The 26,300-nt window shown below is 56.1% G+C and carries 25 protein-coding genes; 4 read left to right on the forward strand and 21 right to left on the reverse strand.

What is annotated here, in order from left to right:
- Positions 1-297 precede the first annotated feature (297 nt).
- The 6 genes from ACW4DH_RS13005 to ACW4DH_RS13030 all read right to left on the reverse strand — a co-directional run bounded on the left by ACW4DH_RS13005 (position 298) and on the right by ACW4DH_RS13030 (position 7,211).
- Positions 298-1,947: a hypothetical protein gene (locus ACW4DH_RS13005; protein ID WP_459636819.1), complete on the reverse strand. Its 1,650-nt coding sequence runs from the start codon at positions 1,945-1,947 to the stop codon at positions 298-300.
- Between the two features lie 86 nt (positions 1,948-2,033).
- Entirely contained in the window at positions 2,034-3,734 is a 1,701-nt protein-coding gene (locus tag ACW4DH_RS13010) for a DUF6311 domain-containing protein (RefSeq protein ID WP_459636820.1), read from the reverse strand.
- Between the two features lie 9 nt (positions 3,735-3,743).
- Complete coding sequence (locus ACW4DH_RS13015; RefSeq protein ID WP_459636821.1) at positions 3,744-5,501, reverse strand: DUF6311 domain-containing protein; 1,758 nt, start codon at positions 5,499-5,501, stop codon at positions 3,744-3,746.
- 12 nt (positions 5,502-5,513) lie between these two features.
- Entirely contained in the window at positions 5,514-6,491 is a 978-nt protein-coding gene (locus tag ACW4DH_RS13020; protein ID WP_459636822.1) for a glycosyltransferase family 2 protein, read from the reverse strand.
- Positions 6,488-6,868 (reverse strand): GtrA family protein, encoded by a 381-nt coding sequence (locus ACW4DH_RS13025; RefSeq protein WP_459636823.1) that lies wholly within the window; start codon positions 6,866-6,868, stop codon positions 6,488-6,490. The genes ACW4DH_RS13020 and ACW4DH_RS13025 overlap by 4 nt, the downstream gene beginning before the upstream one ends.
- 124 nt (positions 6,869-6,992) lie before the next feature.
- On the reverse strand, positions 6,993-7,211 hold the full coding sequence (locus ACW4DH_RS13030) for a DUF6447 family protein (protein ID WP_459636824.1): 219 nt from the start codon (positions 7,209-7,211) through the stop codon (positions 6,993-6,995).
- A 486-nt stretch (positions 7,212-7,697) separates the two neighbouring features.
- Between ACW4DH_RS13030 and ACW4DH_RS13035 the strand changes: the two genes are divergently transcribed.
- Positions 7,698-9,185, forward strand: coding sequence for a hypothetical protein (locus tag ACW4DH_RS13035; RefSeq protein ID WP_459636825.1), 1,488 nt, complete (start codon positions 7,698-7,700; stop codon positions 9,183-9,185).
- Positions 9,186-9,484: 299 nt separating this feature from the next.
- On the opposite strand, the gene ACW4DH_RS13040 is transcribed toward ACW4DH_RS13035, so the two are convergent.
- The 7 genes from ACW4DH_RS13040 to ACW4DH_RS13070 form a co-directional block, all read right to left on the reverse strand.
- A complete protein-coding gene (locus tag ACW4DH_RS13040) occupies positions 9,485-10,651 on the reverse strand; it encodes a hypothetical protein (protein ID WP_459636826.1) in 1,167 nt (388 codons plus the stop codon).
- 101 nt (positions 10,652-10,752) lie between these two features.
- Positions 10,753-10,923 carry a hypothetical protein gene (locus ACW4DH_RS13045; RefSeq protein WP_459636827.1) on the reverse strand — a complete coding sequence of 57 codons (171 nt, stop codon included), beginning with the start codon at positions 10,921-10,923 and terminating at the stop codon, positions 10,753-10,755.
- Between the two features lie 111 nt (positions 10,924-11,034).
- Complete coding sequence (locus ACW4DH_RS13050; protein ID WP_459636828.1) at positions 11,035-11,226, reverse strand: DUF2283 domain-containing protein; 192 nt, start codon at positions 11,224-11,226, stop codon at positions 11,035-11,037.
- A 2-nt stretch (positions 11,227-11,228) separates the two neighbouring features.
- Complete coding sequence (locus tag ACW4DH_RS13055) at positions 11,229-11,462, reverse strand: DUF4258 domain-containing protein (RefSeq protein WP_459636829.1); 234 nt, start codon at positions 11,460-11,462, stop codon at positions 11,229-11,231.
- A gap of 84 nt (positions 11,463-11,546) precedes the next feature.
- Positions 11,547-12,341, reverse strand: a complete 795-nt coding sequence (locus ACW4DH_RS13060) for a SapC family protein (protein ID WP_459636830.1) — start codon at positions 12,339-12,341, stop codon at positions 11,547-11,549.
- 115 nt (positions 12,342-12,456) lie between these two features.
- Positions 12,457-14,307: a beta strand repeat-containing protein gene (locus ACW4DH_RS13065; RefSeq protein WP_459636831.1), complete on the reverse strand. Its 1,851-nt coding sequence runs from the start codon at positions 14,305-14,307 to the stop codon at positions 12,457-12,459.
- Positions 14,308-14,512: 205 nt separating this feature from the next.
- Positions 14,513-15,142 carry a hypothetical protein gene (locus ACW4DH_RS13070; RefSeq protein ID WP_459636832.1) on the reverse strand — a complete coding sequence of 210 codons (630 nt, stop codon included), beginning with the start codon at positions 15,140-15,142 and terminating at the stop codon, positions 14,513-14,515.
- 102 nt (positions 15,143-15,244) lie between these two features.
- Here ACW4DH_RS13070 and ACW4DH_RS13075 point away from each other — a divergent pair, with 102 nt between their 5' ends.
- Positions 15,245-16,558 (forward strand): tyrosine-type recombinase/integrase, encoded by a 1,314-nt coding sequence (locus tag ACW4DH_RS13075; protein WP_459636833.1) that lies wholly within the window; start codon positions 15,245-15,247, stop codon positions 16,556-16,558.
- Positions 16,559-16,643: 85 nt separating this feature from the next.
- Here ACW4DH_RS13075 and ACW4DH_RS13080 read toward each other — a convergent pair whose 3' ends face one another.
- The 7 genes from ACW4DH_RS13080 to ACW4DH_RS13110 all read right to left on the reverse strand — a co-directional run bounded on the left by ACW4DH_RS13080 (position 16,644) and on the right by ACW4DH_RS13110 (position 22,323).
- Positions 16,644-16,850 carry a DUF4351 domain-containing protein gene (locus ACW4DH_RS13080; protein WP_459636834.1) on the reverse strand — a complete coding sequence of 69 codons (207 nt, stop codon included), beginning with the start codon at positions 16,848-16,850 and terminating at the stop codon, positions 16,644-16,646.
- Between the two features lie 11 nt (positions 16,851-16,861).
- Positions 16,862-17,788: an Rpn family recombination-promoting nuclease/putative transposase gene (locus tag ACW4DH_RS13085; RefSeq protein ID WP_459636835.1), complete on the reverse strand. Its 927-nt coding sequence runs from the start codon at positions 17,786-17,788 to the stop codon at positions 16,862-16,864.
- Positions 17,789-17,955: 167 nt separating this feature from the next.
- Entirely contained in the window at positions 17,956-18,483 is a 528-nt protein-coding gene (radC, locus tag ACW4DH_RS13090) for a RadC family protein (RefSeq protein WP_459636836.1), read from the reverse strand.
- A 28-nt stretch (positions 18,484-18,511) separates the two neighbouring features.
- The gene (locus ACW4DH_RS13095; RefSeq protein ID WP_459636837.1) at positions 18,512-19,321 is read right to left on the reverse strand and encodes a DUF932 domain-containing protein; all 810 of its coding nucleotides are present in this window, start codon (positions 19,319-19,321) and stop codon (positions 18,512-18,514) included.
- 178 nt (positions 19,322-19,499) lie between these two features.
- On the reverse strand, positions 19,500-20,483 hold the full coding sequence (locus ACW4DH_RS13100) for a recombination directionality factor (protein WP_459636838.1): 984 nt from the start codon (positions 20,481-20,483) through the stop codon (positions 19,500-19,502).
- A 115-nt stretch (positions 20,484-20,598) separates the two neighbouring features.
- Complete coding sequence (locus tag ACW4DH_RS13105) at positions 20,599-21,825, reverse strand: YqaJ viral recombinase family nuclease (RefSeq protein ID WP_459636839.1); 1,227 nt, start codon at positions 21,823-21,825, stop codon at positions 20,599-20,601.
- Between the two features lie 165 nt (positions 21,826-21,990).
- Positions 21,991-22,323 (reverse strand): hypothetical protein, encoded by a 333-nt coding sequence (locus ACW4DH_RS13110; RefSeq protein ID WP_459636840.1) that lies wholly within the window; start codon positions 22,321-22,323, stop codon positions 21,991-21,993.
- A 608-nt stretch (positions 22,324-22,931) separates the two neighbouring features.
- Here ACW4DH_RS13110 and ACW4DH_RS13115 point away from each other — a divergent pair.
- Positions 22,932-23,618: a YagK/YfjJ domain-containing protein gene (locus ACW4DH_RS13115; protein WP_459636841.1), complete on the forward strand. Its 687-nt coding sequence runs from the start codon at positions 22,932-22,934 to the stop codon at positions 23,616-23,618.
- A 54-nt stretch (positions 23,619-23,672) separates the two neighbouring features.
- Positions 23,673-24,053: a helix-turn-helix domain-containing protein gene (locus ACW4DH_RS13120; RefSeq protein WP_459636842.1), complete on the forward strand. Its 381-nt coding sequence runs from the start codon at positions 23,673-23,675 to the stop codon at positions 24,051-24,053.
- A gap of 259 nt (positions 24,054-24,312) precedes the next feature.
- Here the strand turns inward: ACW4DH_RS13120 and ACW4DH_RS13125 are convergent, their stop codons facing one another.
- Positions 24,313-26,142, reverse strand: coding sequence for a hypothetical protein (locus tag ACW4DH_RS13125; protein WP_459636843.1), 1,830 nt, complete (start codon positions 26,140-26,142; stop codon positions 24,313-24,315).
- Positions 26,143-26,300 lie beyond the last annotated feature (158 nt).

Consider the following 26,300-nt stretch of genomic DNA (forward strand, 5'->3'; position numbering starts at 1 on the left):
AAGCAGATACCAACTACTGCCCCTTGGGCATTATCTCCGTCAACATCGTCGGCAATGATTGCCAATACTTTTCGCCAGGGAGTAGCCAACCTCCTTGGCTAGGCCCTTCCTGGCTCATCGCGTCATCGTTACAAAAGCGCATTCGCTATGCATGCATGAGAAAGCGCTTATGCAATGGCCTGCCAATGCACGCTTCAGTGCAGACAACGCGTTTCATTATGTCAGTGCTTTAAAGCAAAATAATTATTCTCAATCTAATAATGTTATGACTCTATATTGTCCACTGGCATGATCTCCTCATTCGACCAAACATAGCGTAAAAGATTTAACTTCGACCTTACCCTGACAAGACGGACTATCAGCTTCTAACGGCAGCAGCACTATGTCTCCACGCTTGGCGCCCTCATAGCCCGAACGACGTTCCACATCATCAGGATCTAGCCTCGCCCCATGCACTACTTCGAAATGTCTGGCGCCTTCATCGACTAGAATCCGATCTATCAAGCGCTGCTGTTCAAGCTCGAAATAGCCGACACTCTTAAAGACTCTTCCGGTCCAGCCACTGTCTGCCAGAAGAGAAGTAATCGCTTCACGCTGATTTTGTGCATCCTCAAGCCAATCCTGAGGCGGGCTTTTCAAACCGGCATGTCTTGCATCAGCTACTTGCAGGACAATAGCCAGGCATCCTACGCTCAAAGCCAGAGCGTAGGGGATGAATCGAGAAAGCCATCCCCAAGCCAAGCAAACAAGAATGATTAGCATGAAGGCCATCGGCGCAGCAAATCTCCCCGTCACGCGGAAACGTTCATAGAGAGGCTGGAAAAGGGAAGGTATGTCTACAGAAAACAATACATGGCCAGCAATACGAACATCAAAAGCCATGCCATATATCACCAACATTAAGGAGGCAATCGTTAGGGTAAAAACACGCTTTCCGTAGGGACTCTGTAGAAGATACCGCCGACTGGGCCTCAAACCACTACCATCTATTTTTCGTACCAATAAAAGCGTTAAAAACACTACAACACTAGCCGCAAAAAGCAACCACGCCCCCGTTCCCAAATACAGAATAGCATCGCTTTGGGGCGGCTCATTAATAGTGTAAAGGTTAGGCACTATAGCCCACCCGAGCGACTCGGCAAAAGCCATCAAATCTAGAGCATAGGCTTTGGCACCTTCAGTCACAGAGTGCTCACCATGAAAGACGCCGATAATATATAGAAGAAACAGAGGAGTAATCAAAAGAAGTAAAGTAGCAAACCATCTTTTTTCTGAAAGCAGTAATGCTCCCATCATTACGATCGCCATAGCCCCTAAATAAGCATGGCTCAGAATAGCGATTGTAACCGCCAGTAGATATTCCCAGCGCCGCCACCAGGGAAGGTCCTGCCCTGCCTTGAGGGGCACACAACACATTCCCCAAAGCACCACCCAATAACTGCTCAGGGCAATATGCTGCGCGCCAATCATCCTGACCGGCATGATTAGGCTGAACACAAGACATAAGGTAATCAGCCAGCGAGTCCATTCACTTCTCGTCACGTAGCAGGCAAGGCGGCGAGCCATAAGGGAAAACATGACGATGTTAATTATCGTCAGCCAATGAAAATTGATAAAAATTCCCGTCAGATCAAGGACCATCTTGGAAAGCAAGGCCAGCCAAGGAGCGCCGTCGCTAAAAAAAATATTGACTCCACCAAAGTGGGGGCTTTCGCCTAATGGCCAGTGCCAGCTATCTCTAACAAATATCTCGTACGCAGCAGCTGCATTGGGATAATCGGTGTCGATCATTAATCCGCCCGACAGAGCATCGACAGGATTACCACAAATCAACCAGTAAGCCAGACATCCAAGTACCAAAGCCAATATATAACCTGTAAGAGGCGATACAATCTGGCTAGAGCTGGGCACAGTAATATTCTTAGATAAAAAAGGGTGACTTCGCATAATCTGTCCGTTGCTTAGGTAAAACGTTTAAGCTGCATAATATTATTTGGCCGCCAGCTTCACGAGAAGCTTGGTGGCCAGCTCAATCATTCGAGAGATGCAATGGTAGCGCTATCGAGCGAAAAACAAGTAACATGCTCCTTCTCGCAAGTCTCATGAGCCAAAGAAGAGTTCGTCAGGACATAAACGCTTTTTGGATCAAGCTTGCCCTCGCTTATTTCCGCCACTTCACTTCTCGTGGCTCGTAATAGCGCCTCTGAGTTGACGCGAGCGAAATAGGCGACATTAATTAGTACATCGTGTCGCGTAGCTAACCATAGATAAGGTTTAAGCCTGCCCATGTCATCCCCAGGCAAATAACGGATTTCCTCATGCGACTCAAGCAACGCAGCCATACGCGCATCAGTAATGACCTGATAAGGAAAAGCATCCCTTGTCGCAGCAACACGCTCCGCTAGCCCCTTACGAATGAAATGGTTAAGAGGCTTCATATCGGCCCACTGTATTATCAGCGCCACGCCCAGGATAAAGGCCAAGTTCCTGGTTCTGATACGGTGGGCCAGATAGGCGACTCCAAGAAGAAGTATTCCATAAAAAAGGGGCCAGACCAGGCGCCCGCTAGAGCGAAGATATTGAGTGATATACACCGCCCCGTCAGGATAGGGAATATCCCAAACAAGCTTGCCTATTACCCAACGATCCGCCAGCGCAAATAAGAATAGCCCCAGCAGGATGAGTGCAACCATCCAGCGCTCCAGCCCGATCATGGAGAAATCCCTGACGTTCACATATCTGATGGCAACACAGAGCGCTACCATCACAAAAGACAACATCCCCAGGCCAGCATACGCCTGCCCTTCGTATTGGCCCGCAATGGGTGACTGCCAACCCGGCAGTACACGAGACGCCCCATGCAACCCTGTTCCATTGAAAAACCAAGCTTGAGAAAGAGGGTTCAAGTACGTTAGCGCCTCGGCGGAAAAATAACCGAATCCCGTCTCCCGGCCAACATCAAGGCCATATTGAAAATATCCCAATAGCCACATCACACTCAGGGCCGCCAGGATATTCAGCACCGCAAAAACCACCAGCCGTATCATCCCTTCGCGTCGTACATCGTTGGCCTGACGGAACATCGCCACACTCCACCATGCTCCCCAAATGGCCCCGACCATAAAGAACAGGTAGAAATGCACCATGACCGCTACCAACAGTAAGGCCAACCAGGCGAGACATGCTTTCAAGCTATCGTGAAATGTCAGCGCCATGCCTAATGCCGCGATGATCAACCAATGCGCCGTTAACGCTTCATGTCCATGCGCACCCAGCCCACGCATCAAGACGATTGGAGAAAGCAGCACCAAGGCAGCAAATAGCAAGGAAGGTAACGCGCTAGCGCCTAGGCGCTGCGCCACGAGGCAACTGACAACGGCATTGAGTACCAGGTTGAGTAGCATGATAAGCCCCTGGTACTGGAAAGGATCCGGCAGCCACTCATGAAAAATTTTTAACGGAAGCGCCAGCAACGGCACCGAGTCGGTAAAGACAATGCTCGCGTCGATCAACGTTCCCAATCGGGGAATAGCCCCCAACGGCAGACGCCACTCATCACGGCGAAAAGCATCCCATCCAATGAAATGCTGAAAGGGGTCACCTTCCAGCAGTAGCCAATCGACGTTTGTCGGATTGATGACATCCCAACCATACAGCCAGAACCCCATTAAAACGCCTAGAAAAGTGGCACAAACAACAGCAATCAGCCGTGAACGACCCGGGGTAATATGCATATCATTCATTCAGTTATTGGCTGTTGACTGTTGGCTATGGCTACGCAGAGCCGGGGTCTTCCCGGCGCGTTTAACGGCCAGGGTAACGTTTTCTTCCACGGACAGGCACCGCATATCCGCCTGCTGACATAATACGTTCGCCAACGTTTCGCTCGTCAGCACATAAAGTGCATCGGAAGAAGTCTCGCCCCGCTCTGCCTCTCTCCGTTCTTGGCTTGCCGCTTGGTAAAGCACCCCCGGGTTGACCCGTGCATAGTAGGCGACATTAATGGCAAGGCCATGGCGCGCTGCCAGCCATGCTGCCGCCTTCAGATGATGCATGTCATCACCAGGCAGGTAACGGATCGACGCGCGGCCCTCGGCAAGGCGATTCACATCCTTCCGAGCAACCCAGGGAAACGCCAGCGGCCGGGAGGTATCGGTATTCGTTACCGCCCGCACATTATCGCGGACATAGTGAAACCAAGATACGCTGTCCCACCACTGCATTATCACGCACAGGCCAAGCAGCATTCCCAGGGCGGCATGAGGCAGACGCTTGAGCAGCACGGCAAGCGATAGGAACGTCACTGCGTAGAGCAAGGGCCAGGCCATTCTTCCACTGGAGCGCAGGTACTGCGTTATCGGTGCCAGAATATCCGGATACGGTAGGCCGAAGGCCCAAGTTCCGATCACCAAGCGGTCTCCCAGCGCGAACAGAAAAAGCAACGATACTGCGAGCACCAGAGCCGCCCTCTTCTTGGCAGGCGCAACGGTTCCAGGCCTTATGATCGCCACGACTAGTGCCGATATCCATAGCATCAGCACTCCGATGCCCGCATAGGCAAACCCTTCATACTGCCCTGCGACCGGTGAGTGCCATCCGGAAAAAAACCAAGATGCCCCCGAAAATGCCTCATCAGTAAAAAAAAGTCCTGCCGTTCCCGGATTGAAGAACGTCAGCAACTCTGCACTGTACAGACCAAAGCCGGTATTTCCCTCGATATCCACGCCAAAGCGGAAATAACCGGCAAGCCACATCAGCAAAAGAACTCCAGCTACTATCAGGCTGGCCCTGCTTATGACTTGCCATAGATAACGCGGCTGATGCCGACCGACCCAGAGCACCTGCAAACACCAGGCACTCCATAACACGCCCACCATGAAGAAGAGATAGAAGTGAATCAGTACCGCCCCACTCAGTAGCAGCGCCCAACGACGCCACGTCGAGGCGCTCGGGGAAGACAAAGACAACCATAACCCCAGCACGATCAACCAGTGCGCTGACAAGGCCTCATGCCCCAGCGCGCCCGGCCCCCGCATTGTCGCCACCGACATTCCCAGCAGCAGCGTTGCGAAAAGCAACGCGACGAGAGGTGTTGCTCCCAAGCGTTGAGCCAGCCCAGCACTTGTTGCTCCGTTAAGCATCAGATTCAGCAACATGGTCAACCCCACGTACTGAAAGGGATCGGGAAGCCAGGCATGCAACAACTTTAGCGGTATGGCGATCAGAGGAATTGAATCGCTGAAGACCACGGAGCTGTCTATGGCATATCCCAAGGTGGGATTGATCCCCAGCGGCCAACGCCAATCATCGCGCCGGAACATATCCCAGCCGATGAAGTGTTGAAAGCTATCCCCCTCGGAGAGCAGCCAAATTACGTGGCGAGGATCCAGCGCTGCCCCATACAGCCATAGCGCCTGCATTGCCCCAAGCAGGGCGGCTAGGCAGACGGAAGCATACCAGGCCAAATGCCTGTTTTTGTTGGCAAGGTTCATCTCCGGCATAAGAAGCCGCACTTACTCGACTAGATGGCGGCGTTCACTTTCCGCTGCACGTTGGGTTTCTGGCGTGGACTGCCCCACCACACTACGTACGATATAACGCGGACGCCGCTTGCTTTCTATATAAATGCGGCCGATATACTCACCCAGCACACCAATGCCGATCAGTTGGACGCCGCCCAGGAAAAGAATCGCCGTCATCAGTGACGGATAGCCAGGCACCGGGTTGCCCCATATCAGCTTATCGATGATGAGAAACGCGGCGTAGCATAAGGCCAGAAGCGCTACAGCGAAGCCAAGATAGGTCCAGATGCGCAGCGGAAAGGTACTGAAAGATGTCACGCCTTCCCAGGCGAGATTCCACAGCTTCCAACCATTGAACTTGGTGGCTCCCGCCACGCGTTCGGCACGCGTGTACTCGACGACATCCGTAGTGAAGCCCACCCAGGAAAGCACGCCTTTCATGAACAGCTTACGCTCAGGCAGGGTCAGAATGGCATCCACCACCTGTCGTGACATGAGGCGGAAGTCTCCCACATTCTCTTCGATCTTCGGTTCGCTGATGTAGTTATGCAAACGGTAGAAAAGCTCCGCCGTGCGCCGCTTGAAATACCCATCACTGCTACGATCGATGCGCTTGGCCAGCACGACCTCGGCGCCCTGCCGCCAGCGCTCGACCAGTTTGGGAATCACATCGATAGGATCTTGAAGGTCGACATCAATGGGGATCACGGCATCACCGGTGGCGTGTTCCAGCCCGGCGAATAATGCGGGCTCCTTGCCGAAATTACGCGAAAAGTTGACCACCACTACATTCGGGTCCCGGCACGCCAAGGTTTTAGCGATCTGCCCGGTTGCATCCCGGCTGCCATCGTTGACGAAGACGATTTCCACCGTATAGGCCGACAGCGCCTGGCTCTCCCGCACGGCCTCGTGGAACAGACTGATGGCGGCCTCTTCGTTATAGACGGGCACCACGAGCGAGAGCTTCATGCAGGTCTCCGAAATACGATGTAATGCGAATAGATAAAGCCCAATACCAGGCTGAGCGCGGAAAACGCCACCAGCGTTACCCACGGGGAAAGCATCAGCCTGTCCGCAAGCCAGCCGACCCCCAGACTCACCCCTCCCATAAAGATGACGAATAAGGCGTAACGCACCGAGGTCGCCCGGACCTGGAAGGTGAACGCCGCATTGGCGAAGAAGGAAAAGGTGACCGCCACGGCAAAAGCCATCACATTGCTTGCCGCCTGATCAAATCCCCACGCCATATGCAGCAGCAGGAACACGGCCCAATGGATCAGCGTGTTGATCACCCCCACGCCAAGGTAACGAGAAAAGCGCTGGAGCATTTCAGACCCGTTCAGCATTGATTCGACCGCGGGAGTCTATCATGGGCCAAGGGGCTGTTGACGTTTACACCAGAAATTAAGCGGCACGAACGACAGCAACCGCCCAAGTCAAATCCCAGGGCGGTAACCAGCACATCACGTATCAGTGCTCTTTTTTGGGCAACTCTTCACTCAATGCCCGCGCATACGCTGTACGCGCCGTCTGAGCAATGGCCAGTTGCTGCTGCAGGCGGGTGATTTCCTGATCAGTCACACGCAGGTTGGTAACCTGGCTGCGGGCATTCTCGGACAGGTCCGCCAGATTGTATTCGGTGCCGTCGATAGTCACGGTCTGGTTCGCTTGAATATCGGTGTCTGCCATTGATAAGGCTCCCTAATCAATATGAAAGAAATGCACTGCCAAGGGTACGGGATCAGCCGCCGAAATCGAAGGTAAAATCGTCATCGTTGTCTTCCAGCAGGCTATCGAGACCCCGGTTGGTGTGGCGATTGGACTACGACAATTGGTAGACCCGGAGCTTGGCGATCGGTCACGTGCGATAGCTGACACATCAAAGCAGCTGGGCCAGTTTGGTTATCAGGCGTATCACGCTGCACTGTCCTGGTGGGTGGGAGTAGGATACAATGCCGCCTTTTCAAACACGGCCCAGCCCTCCCGTCCTCCCTTGCCTAACAAAACGCCATGTATCCGAGCAGGATAGCAAGAAGGGAGCATGCCCGATGAATATCAAAACACCTTGGGACGGCTGGCTGTACCTCACTGCCCCCCTTAAAGAACTCATCGTCAGCAGAATACTTATTCGACGGATTATTTTAACATTACCTAAAAACATAGATGCTAGAGATAATGATCGCAGAACAGCAAATCGTTTACCAAGAGCGCGAAAGTACAAGGCACGTTAACTGGCTTCTCATGGTGGGTCTGATTTTTTTATTTGCTTTGCAGTTCACTCAATTCATACAGGGGTATCGGCTAACAGCCGATGGCGCACTTTTTCTACAATACGCGTGGCAAGGGTGGGATCAAGTCTGGCAAGCAGCCGATACAACTGCAATCCATGATGGACGTGTCGCACAGTATTTTATGACTCCTCTCAATGCATTGGGCTCGCTCCTCGCTGGCAACATTGTTACGCGCGGCATCATGGTAGCCGGTTATTATGGCATAATGGCCTTGTTTTCCGTGTATGCTAGTCAACTCATTGCTAAGGAGAAGTTTGCAACAACAGCATTGATATTCCTCTGCCTATTGAGCCTGCATCCGCTCGTTTATGAGCATATGCCACCCACATCCTACCCGCTCCAGAATACCCTGCCCTTTTTTATTTTTATAAGTCTACGTTTATATTTATGGTTTCGACCGCAGAGTCCTGAATTGTTGCAGGGCATACTTTATATAGTGATGGCTTTGTCCATGATAGTTAGCGAATACGTATTTCTTTTCGCTACGGCGTTGATAGCAGCCGAACACTTCGCCAATGCTGCCAGCCCGCAAAGAGAAACCCGCCAGTACTATCTAGGCCCTATTCCCATCCGGGCTCGGCGGTTACTGGAGGATAGCCTACTGACTCTGATCGTATTGGTGATCAATATAGCATTCAGAGTTGTGTTTCCTTCAGAGTACGATGGCAATACACCGGATGGTCTGTCCAATATTGGTCGTTTCCTTACCACCGCGATACTGCACGCTTTTTCGGGCACGGCTTTCTATCAAATTCCAAAATTAGACGTCACTCAGGTATCAGTCACGACATGGGCGGAGTCCATCCTCGTGGGTGTAGTCACACTAGCCTGCTGCTGGCCTTTGCTTTTGCGCTTGCCACGTTTCTCCTTACGCAAGATCGTGGTGCTATCAGTATTTTCTCTACTCTTAATGCTGTATGTAACGCTGCCACTGGCAGCGACCAGCAAGTACCAAACATGGTGCCTGGAGGGAGGTAGCTGCGGGTACCTTGATAGCCGAACGTCTTACCTGGGTATTGGTATTCTGTTCTTATGCCTTGTCACGGCGCTTTCCCTTGTTTTCAAGTCGGAAAGATCACGCAAATGCCTGTTGGCGCTCGTTGCCTTAGTGCTTAGCTGCATGGCAGCCTTGAACTATGCCGGTAATCAACTGATGGCCAACGACATGAAGATGAAATCACAGGCCTGGGATAATGCCCGTCAATTCGCCTGCGAAGAGAACACATCAAGTTCACAACTAGACATCTTGGCCTCAAAGGTAGACCCGAACAATAGGGTCGATTTTCACCCATTCATGAATCGCCATGCCTATTGGCTAGAATATATGCAGTATTTAAGGACTTCAGAACAATGCATAACGACAGCTAGGTAGCTGTATCCCATTGAATGGCTAACCTGAGAAGGAAGCAATACTTATACCTTTCAGGCGCTAGACATAACGTAAACATGGATTTCAAGTCAGGACTCGAAAAAATCCGCTTTCGCCATCTCGATCAGTTGGCTGACCATATCTTGTTAGGTGTCGGATCCCGGGTGATTAATTACCCGCTTTTTTGAATAGCCCTGGACAAGGCGGATTGAAACCTTCGGCGGGATGTGTGTTCAGATGCGGCGCGAACGGCACACAGCCGCCCAGAGAGAGCCAGGCGGCATCGTCTTCGTTGGCAGTTGCTAGAGAGCCCCTTCGGCGGCCAGGGTCTCCGTCAATCCCGTGGTGCCGACCAGCTTGATTTCGAAGTCGCCATCGCTGATTTGGCCGGGAATCCGCCCCTCGGTATCCGCCAGGATATAGGTGCTGTCGTCCGTCTCGAAAGCGACATAGGCGCCGTCATGCTCCGCCGAGACCGTTATCGCCTGCTGCTCGGCATCGATCAGCGCGCCGGTATCCCAATTTTCCACCTCGGGCTCGATCACCTCGACCCTACCGTACTCGCCACTGATCACGTCCAGCGTATCCTCGTTGGCATCGAATCCCGTGATGTAGTCAGCGGAATGGTAGTTGGAACGCCCCGCCATGTTCAGCGTATCGGCGCCTTCCCCCAGGGTGACCTGCTCCCAGACGTAGGTGTTGCCCGAGAATGTCAGGCCGCCCGACAGCGACGAAGCATCGATTTCCTTGAAGCCTCGCCCGGTATCTTCGTAGTTCACGGCGCCATCGCCCGAGAGCGTCAGGGTGCCGAACTCGTACTGATAAGGCGCCTCGAGTTCCTCGCTGGTCGGCTCGACGACCAGCTCGAGGGTTTCCTGCGAGTCGATATGCCTGCCGCGCCCGGCAAAGTCCGTGATGATATTGACCTCGTCTCCCGCCTCTTCGAGGATAAGAGGTTCGCCCTGTCCATCGACGCTCCCATTAAGAGCCGTAACGGTCTGCTCGTTACCCAGGTTGATCAGCGTTGCACCGTTCTCGAGGAGGATATCGCTGACATCGGCGAAGTGTTCGGCATCGGCCGTCACGTTGCTGGTGAAGCGCAGCGTATCGACACTCTCGAGCCGACCTTCGAAGGTGGAAGCGTCCAGCGTTCCTGACTCGTCGATGACCAGCGTACCGGGCTCGTCATCGTTTGCATTGCCATCGGCGCCGTCTCTCTCGAATGCCTCGCGGATATCGGTAATGAAGCTCTCGATGACGTTTCTCAGTTCCGTCAGACGTGTCTCGATAACGTCAGGTACATCAAAAGCCAGATCACGGAAGGGATGGAACAGCGGGGTATACGCAAAGAATGGCTGAGCTGGCATGGCATGGGATCCTTTCACTTGCTCGACGATACGGCCCCGACACTGGCCGACGGGCATCGCATCATCGATCATCCTGAGCGCCGTGGCCTGCAGCCACGACATGCGTTGACCTCAACTATCGGAAAGTTAAGTGAATTCCGACAACCCCAGTGTAGCCAACCGAACGGGTCATGCCAGGCCGTATCCTCTTCCTTACTTCTCAATCATTGGTCAGAAAGATTTGCCGACTCGTCTACTTGAGGCCGGAGCCGTGCCGGACCGGTCACGCGCAGGTTGGCCACTTGGCTATGGGCAGTCTCGAACAGGTCCGCCAGGTTGTACTCGGTGCCGTCGATGGTCACGGTCTGACTTGCCTGGGTAGCGGTATCGGCCATGGACAGTGGTCTTATCAGCAGGAGTGAAGTGAACCGCCATGGGGTACGGGACCAACCCCCGAAATCCAAGGCCAGATCATCGTCGTCGCCATCCTGGCTTATCACAACCTGTTAGGCCGCATGACTACGCAACAATGGCCATGCACCCTGCTTGGAAGCTTCCAGGATCACGATTTCCACGATAGTCCCATCTTCCGCATAGCTGATATGCGTATTCCAATCCTGCGAAGCTTCCTTGGCGATGGCCTTCTCGGAAAGATGCACGACCAGAATATCGTCAGCTTCATCGTATGTGGTGCGCATGGTCAGTCCTCCCACTGGAAGTGATGCATGACAGTTTTGACGATCAGCTTATCTTCAAGTACCACGGCGGCACAGACCAGATTGTCATTACGCCCTTCCATCGCCTTGGCGATCCATAGCCGGATATCGTCCTTATAGCGCGTCTGGCCAGTTTCCAGAAGCTCGCCTAGCAACGCTTCCGTAATCCCCCGTTGCACCATCCGTTCACGTGCATGGCGCGTAACGTGTACTTCCAAGCCGAATCGCTGACAGAACATCAAAGCCCACCGTATTCAGGATGCCCTAGCCTACCATGAATGCCCAGGTCGCTCAGCATGGGGTCAGTCGCCAAAATCGAAGGTTAGATCGTCCTCATCGCCATCCAGCAGGCTATCGATGTCCCGGCTGGCTGACTGGTCGGCCTGCTTGGCATGGAGCTTCTCGTGGAATTTGGCCCGCTCGATGAGCTGCGAGAGCTGGCTCATCGAGAACAGCTGGGCATAGGCCAACGCCAAGGCACCGTGCTTGCGCAGACCGGCAAAGGCTTCAGCGGCAAGCTCGTTCATCGCCTTCTCGTTGATGCGATAGAGCCCTTGCACGGTGATCGGTTCCTGCCCTTCCCCACGTTCGATCTTGAGCGGCCATTCTTCGATGACATCCGCTTGAGATAATGCCTGACAGGCCGCAGCGGTTGCCTGACGGTTTTTATCGCATTGGGTAAGGAAATCTACCGTCTGCTGGACACGGCTTGTCAGATTGCCTTCCTCGTCGAACATCGGCTGGGCGGACGGTTCATCGGTCAAGCTGTCCTGTTCAATCGCCAAGACTTGTTGGCCGTTGTCAGTGTTGGCCATGCGGAAGGGATACCCCCGCAGCACCGAAGGCACGTAACTCGCCAACCAGCGACCATCGGTATGCACGTACAGGTTACGTTCCCCACCCAAGCCGGTCAGGGCCACGGGCCGATAGTTTTCGCCCTGCCGGATGAAACCCAGCGCATAGTGCGGCAGCAGTCTGGTCAGTTCCGCGATCAGTACCGGGACAACCTGATCCTTGGCGGCGAATAAATAACCTTGGCGGGGCCAGAAATAGTTGTCGGCATGTTCGGTGCGGGATACCGCGATCCATTGAGCCATGCGGTTTCCTTTAGTTTCACTTGGGATGAATACTCAGAATTTTCGCTAGGCAAGCCCAAAAAGAAAACCCCCAGCCGAAGCTGGGGGTTTATATGCCAATTAGCTAATAGATAGCTTAGGCGGCGTACACTTCGTTTTCAGCAGACAGGTCATGGACGCCATTGATCTGCAGAGCGAAGTCGCCAGCGTCATACTGGTCATCAGCAGACGCATAGACATAGGTGTTCTCTTCGAACTGGAAGAACACATAGTCAGCAGCGCCGTTAGAAGCCTGTGCAGCGGAAGAGAACGCGGCATTCAAGCTTGTTGCGTCAGCAGTATTCACCTGATCCAGACCAGCACCGTCATTGAAAATGCCAGTAATTGTGTCTACCGCATCTTCGTCGTTGGCCTGAACGCTATCGAAATTCTGGATGACGTCCATGCTGCCGTAAGTAGAACCGTTTACAACATTCAGGGTGTCGCTTCCAGAACCCAAAGCAACGGTTTCTTCAACGTCGCTTACGTTAGTGTAAGTCAGGTCACCTTCAAGCGCAGAAGCGTCTACAGTCTCGAAAGCGCGGCCAGTTGAGTTATTGAAGGTAACCGCACCATTTCCAGACAGGTTCAGTGTACCACCGTCCACTTCATCTGCATCGGCAACGGCGTTGGCAGCGTCAACAGTAGCAGTGAGGACCAGAGCATTGGTGTCCAGCACTTCGCCTTCTTGGTCCGTACCGAAGTCAGTAGCCACGTTGACGGTTTCGGAAGCGGCGTCGATAGCAAGTGCACCGGCCTGCTGTGCAGTTACGGTTTGCTCAGCACTCAGATTAGTTACCGAGGCGTCAAGTGCACCGGCGCCAGCAGCTTCCAGCTGAGAACCAAACTGAAGGTTGCTGTAATCGAAGTCAGATGCATCCACATTAATAGCCAGACTTGCCGGTGCGGATTCATCTACACCATCTGTAGCCGGATCGTCGGCGACAGCCTCAGTACCAACGAGCTGAAGCGCTTCGAAGTTCGCGAAGCCGTTGATAATATCCAGCTGTTCCTGACCAAGGTCAGTAAAGTCAGTACCAACGAGTTGGACAGTATCGAAGCCTTCACCGCCGTCAACGCTATCAGACAGGGTCAGGTTATCAGTGCCACCGACATTAACGACGTCATCACCAGCACCAGCATTGGCTGTTACAGCTTCATCTGCCAGGCGGTCGGAAAGATCGAACTGGTCGTCTCCTGCACCAGTGTCGATATCGGTAACGTAACGCAGGTTGCCCAGTTGGTCATCGCCAGCACCACCCGTTACGGAAGTTGCGTTTTCCAGCAGGTTATCATCACCAACGATGATGTCACCATTTGAACCAGCAGCGCTGAATACGAAGCTCTGACCACCAGTGCCAAGGGTGAACGCGCCTTCTTGTGAAAGAGTCAAACGCGTAGCAGCATTGACATTCACAGTGCGAAGGTCAGAGTTGCCAGTGCCGATAACGAGGGTATCAGTGCCCTGAGAAGCAACATTCAGGGTCGATACAGTACCGGTGCCAGCAGTGTCCAAGTTCACAATAGCGGACTGGCCTTGGCTGTTGTTAACAGCAATATTTGCGGTAGTAACACCAGCTTGTGTTTCAACGCCATACTCGCCTGTAGAATTCTGCAGGCCAACGGTCTGGCTTGCAGACAGGTTAGTTACGTTAGCACCAGTTTCGTTGCCTACGAACCAAACTTGCTCAAGACCGTCCACATTCGACGCATTGAAGTCAACGGTTGCGGCAGTGTCACCTTCGACACGAACCACCTCGACACTGGAAATATCACCAGTAAAGTCGCCAGCAGCTTCAGTACGCAGGGTATCGCGACCGGCACCACCATCAATTTGGTCGAAGGTATTCAGCGCACCATCCGGGGCCAGGAAGGTGTCATCGCCAGCAGTACCGTTCAGAACGTCGGTATCTTCAGTGAGCGTCCTAGCATCGGCTTTAAGCAACATGCTGTTTTAATTAGCTTTTTCCCCTACTTTAACGGCCATATCAGGCCGTTCCCATCATATTTCCACTTTTCTCCGCCATCTCGCCTCCCTATCGAGACCGCTATTTGGTCCTAACCGGCTGTTTTTATTCAATTCCTATCACTTTCCACCGTTCCATCACATTTCCACTGGGCCGCATGCGGTCCATTCCCGCCAAAAGTCACACTTATCCTCTATCAGTGTCTTTTTTGCGCTTTTCGACACGATGGCTCGCCGTAGTCTCACCACGGAGCTTTTCGGCCAGTGTGGTCGGGACCAGTTCCTCGTTCGGTTCGCCGGGTAGCGGGTCCCCTTGTTGCAGGGCGTCGATGGCTTCCACCGCGCGCGGATGCACCGTCACCGTCAAATCCTGAACGATAGGCGTCCAATCGATCTTGATGCCGCGCTGATACAGCGCATCGTGCATCGTGACCATGACATCGGAGCGCATGATGCTGGTGGGACGCTCGCCGCGGGTGACAATCGGTTTGGTCAGCCCCAGGGTATCGGCAAACGCCTGTTGGTTCAGGTTGAGCGCGGCACGGGCGACTCGCATGGCCGTGGCATCCAGATGTTCCCCGGTGGTGTAGAGCCTCACGCTGTCCAGGGTGCTGAACACATCGATCTCGACCCCCTGCTCGCGCATCACGTAAATAAGCCGCACCAAGGTGTCGGCACGCATCGCCATGTCGGGTTTTTCGTTGCGAGCGATCACGGTTTTGGTCACCCCCAACGCGGAAGCCAGCTCTTGTTGCGTTAGCTGGCAGGCCGCACGCGCCATGCGCAGGGCGATGGCCAAGCGGGTCGTTTCGTACATGGTGTCTTGACTCCAGGATCGATTAGGCTAATATGCCACTAAAGATATCGATAGATTGTTTTTGTGACATAAACGCCCACTTAACAACCGATGGAGATCATAATGCCTAAAGCCACGCTCAGTCAGCACTTTGTCGAGCATACCGCCGTCTGCCCCGCCGGGAAGGCGCGTAACGATTACTACGATGACAAGGTGGTGGGGTTATCGCTCAAGGTGCTGGCTTCCGGCCACAAGGCGTTCTATATCCGCTACCGCGATGCTCGAGGCACGCTGGTGGAGCGCAAACTGGGCAACACGGCGGTGATGAAGCTCAGCGAGGCACGCAAGGCGGCGAACGATGTCCTGGCCCAGGTAGCGATGGGGAGCGATCCCTTCGAGACGCGGCGCACACTCAAGCGCGTGCCGACGTTCGCCGACTTCGTCGAATCGGCCTACATGCCGCACATCAAGGGCTACAAGCGCAGCTGGTCGACCGATGAGTGTCTGCTGCGTAACCATGTGCTGCCCAAGCTCGGCAAGCTGTACCTGGACGAGATCAAGCGACAGCACCTGATCGAGGTGTTCAGCGCTCACCGCGCCAAGCATCAACCGGGCTCCACGAACCGGGTGATCATCCTGTGTCGCTATATCTTCAACTGCGCGCTGAAATGGGAGGTGGAGGGCATCAGCCGCAACCCCACGGCGGGGATTCCGCTGTATCCGGAGAACAACAAACGGGAGCGCTACCTGAAGGACGACGAGACGCTGCGGCTGTTCGAGGCCCTGGAAGCCTCGCCCAATCCGCTGCTGCCCTACATTATCGCCATGCTGTTGCTGACCGGGGCGCGCAAGCGCGAAGTGCTGGACGCGCAATGGTCGGACCTGGATCGGGATCAGCGCTTGTGGCGTATCGAGTTCAACAAGACCGGACGCACGCGGCATGTACCGCTGTCGCAGGGGATGATGACGCTGCTGGAGAAGCTGCCGCGCATGGCGGGCAACGGGTATCTGTTTCCCAACCCCAAGACCGGCAAGCCGTTCGTGAGCATCTTCCATAGCTGGGACACGGCGCGGAAAAAGGCGGGGCTGGGAGACGTGCGCATTCACGATCTGCGTCATAGCTTCGCCAGCTATGTAATCAATGCGGGCCGCTCGTTGTATGAAGTGCAGAAGCTACTGGGGCATACCCAAGTGAAGACCACCCAGCGCTATGCCCACCTGAGCCACGACTCGCTGCTGTCGGCGGCGGACACAGCCGCCAGTGCGGTGCCGTGGGACCGTGAGGCGCGGGAAGCCGGTGAGAAGGAGAAGGCCTTGCTGGGGACTAGCACCGAACGCCCGGCTCGGCTGCGGGCACTGCCACGCGATGCCCCGCCCGGTCTGACGGTATCACCGCCTCCCAGCGGGGAACCACCGGACGGAAAGCCATCAAAATAAAAAGAAAATCAGCTAGATACAGCAAGGGCAGCCACGAGGGCTGCCCTTTTTGTGCGTCAGTTGAGGAGATTGAAGGAAAAGCCTGTTACTGCTTGAATAGCTCGTCAAGGGAACTGGCGGTCAGAATACGCATAGACCATTCATCTAGTTGGTCAGCGCTGGCGTGCTCCAACCGTCTCTGTGCCCACTCCGGTAGCTCACCAAACTTCATTTTGATCTGCTTGATGAGTAGGCGAGTCTCACCTTGCTGCTGCTCACGCCTCGCCCAGTTTTCCAAGTTCTCTGCCAGCATGTATGGTGGCTTCAGTGCTGCGACTCTCGCCGGAGTCGGGCAACGTCTTGAATGGGCAACCCAGTGATCTCTGAGATCATCCGGTCATCCATCTCTGTCCGCGCAATCAGGTTATGAGCCGTTTCACGCTGAGTTTCAACACGCCCCTCAGCTCGCTCTTTCTGCGCCCAGTTTTCCAAGTTCTCTGCCAACATATCTCTATCCTCCACCAAACTGTTGAGCTGATCCAGGTTGACCTCGGCCCCGAGCCGCTGCAGATGACGCTTTAGCCAGCGAGTAATGATCGCGTCGATGCGGTCCTTGTTGGGGTCGGCCTGGATGATCGCCACGATCCGATCCACGGCCTGCTGCAGCCCTTTCCTGTCCGTAGACGCTTTCTCGATGCTGAACACCCCACTCAGCGGTGTCTGGCGCAGCCCCAGTTCTTCGTCAGTGTAGCGCCCTTCGTCAATTAGATAGTAACGCAGGTGTGGCTGATAGACCCGCAGGAACGTTGGGGGTTCCGGCTGCACCATGTCATATACGTCCTGCTGGGCGGTCCACCGTTCCGAGCCGTTGTAGAGCACGATCGGCAGCACTGGCGGCAGACCATTGCCCGGCGTGGTGACCTGGGTCTTGAGCAGGTGATCATAGAAGCAGGCCACGTAGTGCATCAGCCGGATCGGCATAGTGCGATCCACCGAGGACTGGAACTCCAGCAGAATGTACAGGAACACCCGCTGGGTGACGCCCTGCCAGGTGACCTCCACCGACCACACCACGTCCTCGAATTTTTCCTCGAACAGCGGCGTGATGTAGTTGCCGCTGTGGTTCTTGAGGGTCGAGAAGTCCATCAGCTCGGCGATCTCGCCAGGCGCGAAGCCCTCGATCAGCTGCTGGACAAACTCGGGGTAGCTGAAGAGTTCTTTGTACCCCGTGTCGTGATGATTACTGGCCATGCGCTCTCCTGTCTCAGGTTGAACATTTTACCATATCCCTCACTTTTCAAACGCTTTTCCCCTCATTCCATCCCCCAGCTACGTAAATAAAAATAGCGCCCGTCAAGGTGCCCCACCCCACGGCGCCGGTCGGGGCAGCCGTGAGGCAGGGAGTCTGGACAAGGGCCCTACAGCCACCCCCGTTCAGCGAAGGACACAAACCCTTCATGACCGACCACTACATGATCCAGGACGCGGATATCCACCAGGCCCAGCGCTTCCTTGAGCCGCTGGGTGATGCGCCGGTCGGCATCGCTGGGCTCGGGGTCGCCGCTGGGGTGGTTGTGCACCAAGATCACGGCCGCCGCGTTGCGCGCGATGGCGTGCTTGATCACTTCACGGGGATAGACGCTGGCTGAATCAATCGTGCCTCGGAACAGCTCATCGAAGGCGATCAGCCGGTGCTGGGTGTCCAGGCAGAGGATGCCGAACACCTCATGGGGGTAGTCGAGCATCAGGGTCTGCAGGCAGCGGTGGACTTCCTCGGGACGACCGAGCGGGTTGCCCTTGCGCAGTCGTTTCTGGGCAATCAGCTTGGCCAGGTTTAGCAGCTGGGTGTCGGTGATGTCGCCATTGACGCGGTAGGTGCCGGGCTCCTCCCCGGCCCTTAATTGGGGAAATCCCGAGTCAGGTAGGCATGTTGTCGCTGAGGTCATGATGGGTCTCCTCGTCGGTTATCGGGATTCAGGCGGCGGCCGTCGCGCCCTTGAGTTCGGCAAAGCGCTCGGTGAGCGTCCACAGCGCGCGGTTGAGACGCACGTCCTCGGTGACGCTGTTGATGGGGCGTGTGCGGGTGGCCCGGCCGGACTGGGAGCGCCCGCGCAGCCCACCCTTGAAGAGGTTTTCCTGGGTGCGGTTGAAGACACTCCACAGCGAGCCGTTGGCATCCTCGCTGCGTCTGGCTTCGAGAATGTCCCCTGGCTGCACGGGGCTCGATTGGTGCCAGTCATCGCCGTAACGCAGCGACAGCGCGGCTTCGGCAAACAGCTGGGCTTCGCCCTGGCTGACCAGCGTGGACTGGAACGCCTCGACGCCCTCGGCAATCCGCGGTACCTGCTGACTGAGCTGGAGCGAGCCCTCAAGGATCGCGTCAACGATCTGCTTGCCGTGGCGCACGCGGATACCGCCCACGTCACCGACCGGCGTGACCATGCCGTTGAGGCAGATCAGCCGGAACAGACCCAGATCGAGCTGAAAGGCCGCGGTGCGATCGTGGCTGTTGGTCAGCACCAGTTCGGTAACGCTGTCCCCCACGGCGATCTGACGGTCGGGGTCTTGCCGAAAGCGGATCAGGTGCCGGGCCACGCTCTGGCGCTCGGCCTGGCGAACATTGGTCTGCTGGGCCCGCACCGGGTACCAGCCTTCCTGCTGCAGGGCATCGACCACGTTGATGGTGGGCACGAAGCCGTAGCGCTCGGACACGGCTTGATCGGGCTGGTTGGCGAAGATGGCGGGCGCTGCGCGATGCAGCTGGTCGTGAGTGAGAATGCGCATGGTGAGTCTCCTTGTCGTCAGCCACGGCATAACGGCCCGCGCCTTCAAGGGCAGCGGGCGTCGTCGGTGCGGTGGCGTGGGGGTGATTCGAAACGGGGGTGAATCGAAAGCGTGGGTAAGTCGGGAATGGTTGAGAGCAAAATCCCGCGTTGCACGGTGAAACGGCCATCGTCAGAAGTCAGGCCCGTTTGGCCTGGCGGGGTTGGGATTGCTGGACATCGTTGCTTTGCGAGGTATCAGCCTCTCCGAGGGAAGCCTTGGGGTCGGTACTACCTTGGGGCTGCTGCTGGCTCTTGGCCTGCAGCTTGTCGGTCAGGGTCAGCGGGGCGTTGGCGTCCTGTCCGCCCGGTGGGTGTTGGGGCGCGTCGGGGTAGAACTCCTCCACGACCTCGGCGGATTCCTCGGCGCTATCCTCGAACGCGCCATTGGCGAAGCCGGCCTTGGCGGCCCGATCCAGGGCCTTCTGGTCGAAGCCGCTCTGCTGACGCTCGCCATCCAGGCGTTGCGCCTCTGAAAGCGTTTCTTCCAGCGTCCAGCCCTCGCGCAGGGTGATGTCGACATAGAAGATCGCGGTGCCCCGACTCTGACGGGTGGACTTGCCGCGCAGCCGAAGCTCCAACGGTAAACAGGCCAGGCGGTTGCCGGAGATCGCCTTGAAGTAGGCGAGTCGCGCGGCGAGCGTGCGAATCGAGTTGAAGCCGGTGGTGCGGAAGATGAAGCTGCCCAGCGGGTCGTCATCGCCGATCAGCACGTTCAAGCGGCCATAGGGCTTGCAGGCCCCGCCCTGGGCCAGTGGGCAGCCGTCGGGGGAAGGACACTCCAGCGTCTCCATGCCGTCGCGGGTACGCCGCTTGCACTGCTCGCCGTCGCCCACGCACAAGGGCCGGGCGGTCTGGCGATCGAACAGCGCATACTCGGCACGCAGGTTGAGATCGGGGTCGTTGAACAGCAGCCGGATGGGGAGTCGACGCAGCTTGCCCTCCTGCTCGCTGCGCAGCTGCTCGTCCAGCGGGTGGCGTATCCAGCCCTCCTGGGTCTGGAGCTGTGAGGTGAGCGTGAACTGGTCGTCCTTCTGGGGCAGGCGCTTGCCGCCCTGCTCCACCACCTTGCCGATGGTGATCCGCCCCAGAATCGGTGGGGTGATGGCGAGTCCCTTGAGCATGGGAACCTCCTTGATGACGTGTCGGGTGGCTCATAACGCAAAACGCCCCAGATGGCCTGTGAAGGCGCTCTGAGGCGTTGCGTCGACTGAGGTAAGGGGTTGGGATATGATCCGATTACTGACGTACCACGAAGCGCCGTGAACCGGGATGCGAGCGAAGGTAGGTCGCGCACAGGCCGGGATGGTCTTGCTGCAGTGCTTTGGTATCGAGCCGCTTGACCGGCGCGGTCTGCTTCCAGCTCAGGCTACCCGAGGGAAACGTCGCTAATGTCGCGGTGCCCATGGCCTGCTGCAGGCGGTGCTTGAGGCGCAATTCCGCCTTCTTGGCGTCGTCCAGGGTCTGGCGCACCTGCTGCAGGTCGACGAACGCCTGGCTGAGCATCACGTCATGGCTCAGATCGACGGTCTCCCCATTATCCTGCGGAAACAGCGCCCGCAGTGCCCGGTCGGCCGAGTCACTGCCATCCGCCGGGGGCGGCGTGTCGCTCTCGACGTAGTCCCAGAACTGGCGTTCCAGGGCGATCAGCTGTTCGATCATCGCCTCATCACGTTCGATGCGGTGGATCTGCAACTCATGGCCGCCCAACAGCACGGCCACATCGGCCGCCTGCTGGCCGGTGACGGCCAACTGGTGCATCACCTGCAGCTGGACGTACTCGGGCACCCCCTCCTTCCATAGCCGGGCACCGAATAGCCCGGCGGTCTTGCACTCGAGTACTTGTACGTCGTCATTACCCACGACTTCGCGATCCAGGTTGGCGAGCATCCAGGGGTGCTCGACGTGCTGCAGGATGGCATTGACGCGCTGGACCCGATAACCGGTGTGCCGGGCGTAGTGATCGGCGACCAAGGGTTCGAGCACCTGGCCCCAATGCAGCGGACTGGTCAGGCTGTCTTCCGCCGATGGTTCCCGGTGGGTGTCGGTCCGCTCGGTCTTCTCCATCCATAGTTCGAGTTGGGACTTGTAAGGGTTGAGGCCCACCGCCGCGGCGGCATCGGAGCTGCCGATCCCGCTCTGGCGGATCGCCAGCCAGGCCTTGCGATCCAGGGCTCGGGTATCGACCAGACGCCGGGCCTGGTCGCGGTAACGGCGCTGAGGGGCCAGAGGACGCTTGACGCGCGCATCACGGCTGACTGGCGCGGGCATGCCACTCTGCTCGATGGCGTCCAAGACCGAGGCGGTCACGCTGCCGGGTTTGGCCTTGGCGGAGAGGGGGATGGTCGCCGACTCGGCGTCGGAGGCGTCCTGCTCCGTCTGATCAAGCGGAAACAACACGGTGCGCTTCACCGGCTCGGCAGACGCAGGGAACGACGGGCTGTGAGAGTGGGTATTGTGGCTCATGGTCAATCTCCTGAATGGCAGACACGGTCTGTCGGACACGGTCTGTCGGACACGGTCTATCGGACACGGCATAACGGCCCGCTCCCTCGAAGGAAGCGGGCTGGGCCGTGAATGAGATGAAAGGGAATGAAAGACGGTAGGCAGTGGGGGCGTTGTCGTGGCGGGTCACACAGCGTGGGGACGAAAGGTGCGGCCACAGCCATGGCAGGCGTAGTTATCGAGCACCTGGGTATCCAGTTGCTTGCCGAGACGCGCACCGGCGACACCCCCGGCCGTGCCGCCCACCAGACCGCCGAAGACCGCCCCGGCAAGACTGCCGACGGTGATCCCCACCGGCCCGGCCCAGGCACCCGCCAGGGCACCGGTCTCGGCCCCGCTGAGTGCCCCGGCCGCGCCGCTGGCCGTTCCCGCCGCACACCCGATACTGCCGCCGACTTGTCGTCCTCGATGACGCGGGCGGATGCGATGCGAACCGCAGTTCGGACACGTAATCGACATCGGCTTACCTCCTGAAAGATGAGTTAAGTACATCAATCGAAGCGTTCTTCTGGACGCTTCATGGAGGTAATACAGGGCTGAAATTCTTTTAAATCGTTTCCGCTATCCGTCAGGGCCGGTCCGTGACTGACGGAAAATGCTAGGGATATGCCCGTCCAAAGGTCAACTACGGCACTCACGTATTCTTTGACAGACCGTCCGCATCCCATGAGAAGCATTGCAATCGTAGCGTTCACCCAATGGAAAGTTTTTAAAAAATGGGCCAATGAACAAACCCCGGTACGCCCCGGGCTTTGGATTCGTTATCCCCAGTCTTTCCGGGACGTATTGATCAGCTTCCATGACGGGTTAGTAGTATACACATAACCAACTGGCTATAGTCACTTAACAAGAGGGCTAACAACCTAATCAATAACGCCTTAACAACTCAATCCCTGCCAGGGAATTGAGCGAGCCATTACAGGCGCGTCATTGGGTATTGCCGATGACACGCTCTCAAGTTCCAGCCCTCCCCCCTGAGGGCATTAATCCATTCCACACATTGACCGCCTATCGCGTCAGCGCCATGCGCTTGGCGCTTAATCCTGCACGTCACAAGGAATCACAACATGTTTGAATCACAGCCCAAGCGTCATCCAATGAACACCAAACTGAACTGTTTCTATAATCCGTATTATCGGGGTTTCGAAGTCAATCAGCATGCAGAGGCGCCCTTGATCGAGAACCACCTGGAGAGAGGACTCCTTACGCAAAACCGAGCGCTTAATCATTACACCCGGGTACTGGCTTTCCGTATTGATCTACGCTTTCCAGAGTGGATGCCTGCCATCGATTTAACGAATGACAACACACGGCTCAGCGCCTTCTATCGCCATTTGAACGAAGAGATCGCCAAGGCCGATACCAAATACTCGACGGTGATTCGCTATGTATGGTGCCGGGAGCAGGAAAGCAGCGATAAGCCGCATTACCATCTCATGGTGTACGTGAACTACGACGCCTACCATCAACTGGGCCGCCTGAAGCCCTCGGAGGGCGGCGGGTATGAAGGACGAGGCCTGTATCACCAGTTTGCACGCGCTTGGGCCAAGGCGTTGGATTACCTGCCCTGCGACATTGAGGGCCTGGTGCATGTCGGCAAGAACCCTATCACGCAATATCCCTACGTCGCTTGCCTGCATCGCGATGACTTTATGGGTCAGGAAGACGCTGTTTTCAACCTAAGCTACCTGTGCAAGGCGCACAGCAAACCCTTCAATCAAGGCGTGCATGTGTTTGGCACGAGTCGCATCTAACGCATGATATGGCACGGCACTGCCGTGCCTTTTTCCATTCTCAGGAGAGCTCCCATGGAAAGCCTTGCCGATCGCTGGGTACGTCAGTTCGAAGCCGAAAATCCCCAAACCGTAGCCGCTTATCACCAGGCCCCACGTACAACATTCAGTCCGGACTTACCGCCCTTTGAAAGCAGGCCGGCCCCAGAAACCACCTCTCATTGTCCCATCTCGGCATCTTCAACGCAGAGCGAGACGCGCCGTTCCCAGGATATTCAGGCCCTACTCCAAGCTGCAATCAGCCTGCGTCGGGCGCGAGGAGACACCCAGGCCGCCTTTGCCTATCGCTTAGGGATTAACGTGCGCACCTGGCAGGAGTGGGAACAGGGGCGACGCCGTCCCTCGGGCCCCGCCCGGACCCTGCTGGAACGGGGGCTCAAGGAACTTGGCCCTTGACGCCTGGCGTAAGCCATCGAGGTAGAAAATCCTGTAAGGCCGGATTGCGCTGCTGCGCCATGTGCTCCGGCATACCCGGCTAAGCCTCTGTAGTCAGAGGCGAGCAAGAGGCGCATGGCGTCACACAGTGACGAGAACTAGACATTAAAAGTGTTCTTTATGCCAGAAAACGGTCATTCCACGGTCCGTTACAGCGTTTTTCTCTGCTTTAAAGTCACAATGTCATGCCCATGCTTGTCCAGCGACACACAGAAGCCGCTTAACTCGGCACTGCCTCAGCAATGCGCTCGGCCCGCCACCGTCCATAGGGACCACGCTGTTCCAAGGGGTAAAGGCATATACCAAACGATTCGAGCAGTGAGCGGCTTTGCTTGAACTTCGCCGCCAACCCACGCGCGGTGTCGGGCCAACTCTTCGTGGGATCGCGCGCTGGACGGTAGGCCTCCAGGCGAACGAGCCAATCTTTGACGGCGGCCTCGATGACGCCTTCCGGCTCCTTTTCAAGACAGCGCTTCACGGCCAGAGCAACGGGGCTTTCTTCCAATTCATACTCACGGCGGCTTTGCTGGTTGGCGTTAAACTGCTGCCAGAAATCGTTGGGCTCACGGCCAAGACAGACGGCGACCAGCTCGCCGATACGGCATAAATCCTGTAAGCCACCGTATCGCTCAAATCGTCGGTCGCTCTCGACATGCGGCCAATAGCGGTTGACGTAACCAAACACCTGAAGCAAACCATAAATGATAGTGACTTCTGCGAGCGCTGGATCTTTCACTGCAGTGTCTCTTGACAGCGGTTCTTCATCATTTACAAGCTCAACGCTGAGCGTCGCATCCGCTAGCGGTGTGTACGTCACCACACTTTCTGCGCTGTTGAGCATGACCGGACATTGGACTTTAATCTCCACATCCGAACGCTTTCCTTTTGACCTCCATGCCACCGGCTTCCCTTGCATGAGGCTGAAAAGCCCTTTCTGCTGCGTCCCTGATAACGCTTCAACCCGAGTAAAGCTCAACAGGTATTGACGCTGTGCATAGTCATCCAGCTGCTTGAGCGTCTTGGGGACTTGGCTCTCCAGGTTATAGGTTGCCGGATCCAGTACGCGCTTGAGTAGCTGTTGTGCCTTTTCAAGCGTGACATGGGGCTCGCCCAATAGCTCAAGCATGACCTGTGAGCTATCCGGTCTCCAGGCCAATACCATCCATGCAATGACCAGCACGTCACTCTCGCCTGGTAGCGCCGTGATGTCGAACAAGACGGTTACGTCTTGGGGATGGATGTTGCCGATTCCCTCAGGAAAGTTCATCGGCAAGCTGTCACGGGGCCTGATATGCGGAATACCAGTCACGGTTTGGTAGGTGGGCAAACCAGGCGAAAAGGACACGCACTGATACCCCGTGTCAAGATAGCGTTTTCCTTCGCGAAGGTCGTATCCTGCACGCCCATAGAAGGGCAATACAAGTTCAGAGAAGGCACTATCGCCAAAGATACTTAATGCGGATTTAATGACACCATTCGACACGTCCTGTCGCCTCGGTGCCGTCGAACGCCAACACATCCCTTTCACGAGCTCGACAACCACATCATCCATTAGCGGCAACAATTGACCCGTGAATCGATCTGCCAATAGCACGCTTTTCGTTTCATTTCGTGTCAACCGGAACTGTGCATTCAGCAGGCCGATAACGTATTCCACTTGCTTATCACGACGGGGGCGGCCGGACTCCTGGGTAGGGTGAGAGGAAGCTATATTGCCATTATAAGGCCCATTATCTGAAGGAAGGTTAGGCGGCATGGGAGGCGTAAGGTCAGAAGGCGGTGCATAGAGACCGGGACTGTTAGAAATGGTCTGTGACGCAGCAGGCGAAGGATAGTAAAACTTGGATGAGGCAACCCTCGACTCTTCTTCGGGAGGCAGCGGTGGCGTGTCATCAAGCGACGCCTGGTTATCCTCCTGCTCGTCTTCATCGTCACCCGAAAGAGTACTTTTTGCCATTTCCTGCATGCGCTGCTGCATGTCGGAAATCACTGTGGGACTTAACATCGGTTTTGAAGGTTGACCGTCGTTACTGTGCCCGTTATTCGCCATTCCCTGCCTCTTGTTTTACTGGAGATCACCGCCTCGTAGGCCTAATAAAGATTACCATACGCAGCATTCGAGTCAGCAGACCCTCCTGATCGACCGCATCTCCATGCAGCGCCACTGGTTCATCATCAAGGTATCTTTTCTCAGGAACCAGACGCCGC

Source organism: Halomonas sp. WWR20, assembly GCF_054602495.1.

Excerpts from the sequence above, each read along its gene's own strand:
- ACW4DH_RS13065 (WP_459636831.1), bottom strand. The coding sequence starts at position 14,307 with ATGTTGCTTAAAGCCGATGCTAGGACGCTCACTGAAGATACCGACGTT.
- ACW4DH_RS13015 (WP_459636821.1), bottom strand. The coding sequence starts at position 5,501 with ATGCCGGAGATGAACCTTGCCAACAAAAACAGGCATTTGGCCTGGTAT.
- ACW4DH_RS13095 (WP_459636837.1), bottom strand. The coding sequence starts at position 19,321 with ATGCGCATTCTCACTCACGACCAGCTGCATCGCGCAGCGCCCGCCATC.
- ACW4DH_RS13020 (WP_459636822.1), bottom strand. The coding sequence starts at position 6,491 with ATGAAGCTCTCGCTCGTGGTGCCCGTCTATAACGAAGAGGCCGCCATC.
- ACW4DH_RS13005 (WP_459636819.1), bottom strand. The coding sequence starts at position 1,947 with ATGCGAAGTCACCCTTTTTTATCTAAGAATATTACTGTGCCCAGCTCT.
- ACW4DH_RS13045 (WP_459636827.1), bottom strand. The coding sequence starts at position 10,923 with ATGGCCGATACCGCTACCCAGGCAAGTCAGACCGTGACCATCGACGGC.
- ACW4DH_RS13025 (WP_459636823.1), bottom strand. The coding sequence starts at position 6,868 with ATGCTGAACGGGTCTGAAATGCTCCAGCGCTTTTCTCGTTACCTTGGC.
- radC (WP_459636836.1), bottom strand. The coding sequence starts at position 18,483 with ATGACCTCAGCGACAACATGCCTACCTGACTCGGGATTTCCCCAATTA.
- ACW4DH_RS13105 (WP_459636839.1), bottom strand. The coding sequence starts at position 21,825 with ATGAGCCACAATACCCACTCTCACAGCCCGTCGTTCCCTGCGTCTGCC.
- ACW4DH_RS13110 (WP_459636840.1), bottom strand. The coding sequence starts at position 22,323 with ATGTCGATTACGTGTCCGAACTGCGGTTCGCATCGCATCCGCCCGCGT.
- ACW4DH_RS13075 (WP_459636833.1), top strand. The coding sequence starts at position 15,245 with ATGCCTAAAGCCACGCTCAGTCAGCACTTTGTCGAGCATACCGCCGTC.
- ACW4DH_RS13010 (WP_459636820.1), bottom strand. The coding sequence starts at position 3,734 with ATGCATATTACCCCGGGTCGTTCACGGCTGATTGCTGTTGTTTGTGCC.
- ACW4DH_RS13040 (WP_459636826.1), bottom strand. The coding sequence starts at position 10,651 with ATGTCGTGGCTGCAGGCCACGGCGCTCAGGATGATCGATGATGCGATG.
- ACW4DH_RS13050 (WP_459636828.1), bottom strand. The coding sequence starts at position 11,226 with ATGCGCACCACATACGATGAAGCTGACGATATTCTGGTCGTGCATCTT.
- ACW4DH_RS13060 (WP_459636830.1), bottom strand. The coding sequence starts at position 12,341 with ATGGCTCAATGGATCGCGGTATCCCGCACCGAACATGCCGACAACTAT.
- ACW4DH_RS13120 (WP_459636842.1), top strand. The coding sequence starts at position 23,673 with ATGGAAAGCCTTGCCGATCGCTGGGTACGTCAGTTCGAAGCCGAAAAT.
- ACW4DH_RS13030 (WP_459636824.1), bottom strand. The coding sequence starts at position 7,211 with ATGGCAGACACCGATATTCAAGCGAACCAGACCGTGACTATCGACGGC.
- ACW4DH_RS13080 (WP_459636834.1), bottom strand. The coding sequence starts at position 16,850 with ATGCTGGCAGAGAACTTGGAAAACTGGGCGAGGCGTGAGCAGCAGCAA.
- ACW4DH_RS13115 (WP_459636841.1), top strand. The coding sequence starts at position 22,932 with ATGTTTGAATCACAGCCCAAGCGTCATCCAATGAACACCAAACTGAAC.
- ACW4DH_RS13035 (WP_459636825.1), top strand. The coding sequence starts at position 7,698 with ATGATCGCAGAACAGCAAATCGTTTACCAAGAGCGCGAAAGTACAAGG.
- ACW4DH_RS13070 (WP_459636832.1), bottom strand. The coding sequence starts at position 15,142 with ATGTACGAAACGACCCGCTTGGCCATCGCCCTGCGCATGGCGCGTGCG.
- ACW4DH_RS13100 (WP_459636838.1), bottom strand. The coding sequence starts at position 20,483 with ATGCTCAAGGGACTCGCCATCACCCCACCGATTCTGGGGCGGATCACC.
- ACW4DH_RS13085 (WP_459636835.1), bottom strand. The coding sequence starts at position 17,788 with ATGGCCAGTAATCATCACGACACGGGGTACAAAGAACTCTTCAGCTAC.
- ACW4DH_RS13125 (WP_459636843.1), bottom strand. The coding sequence starts at position 26,142 with ATGGCGAATAACGGGCACAGTAACGACGGTCAACCTTCAAAACCGATG.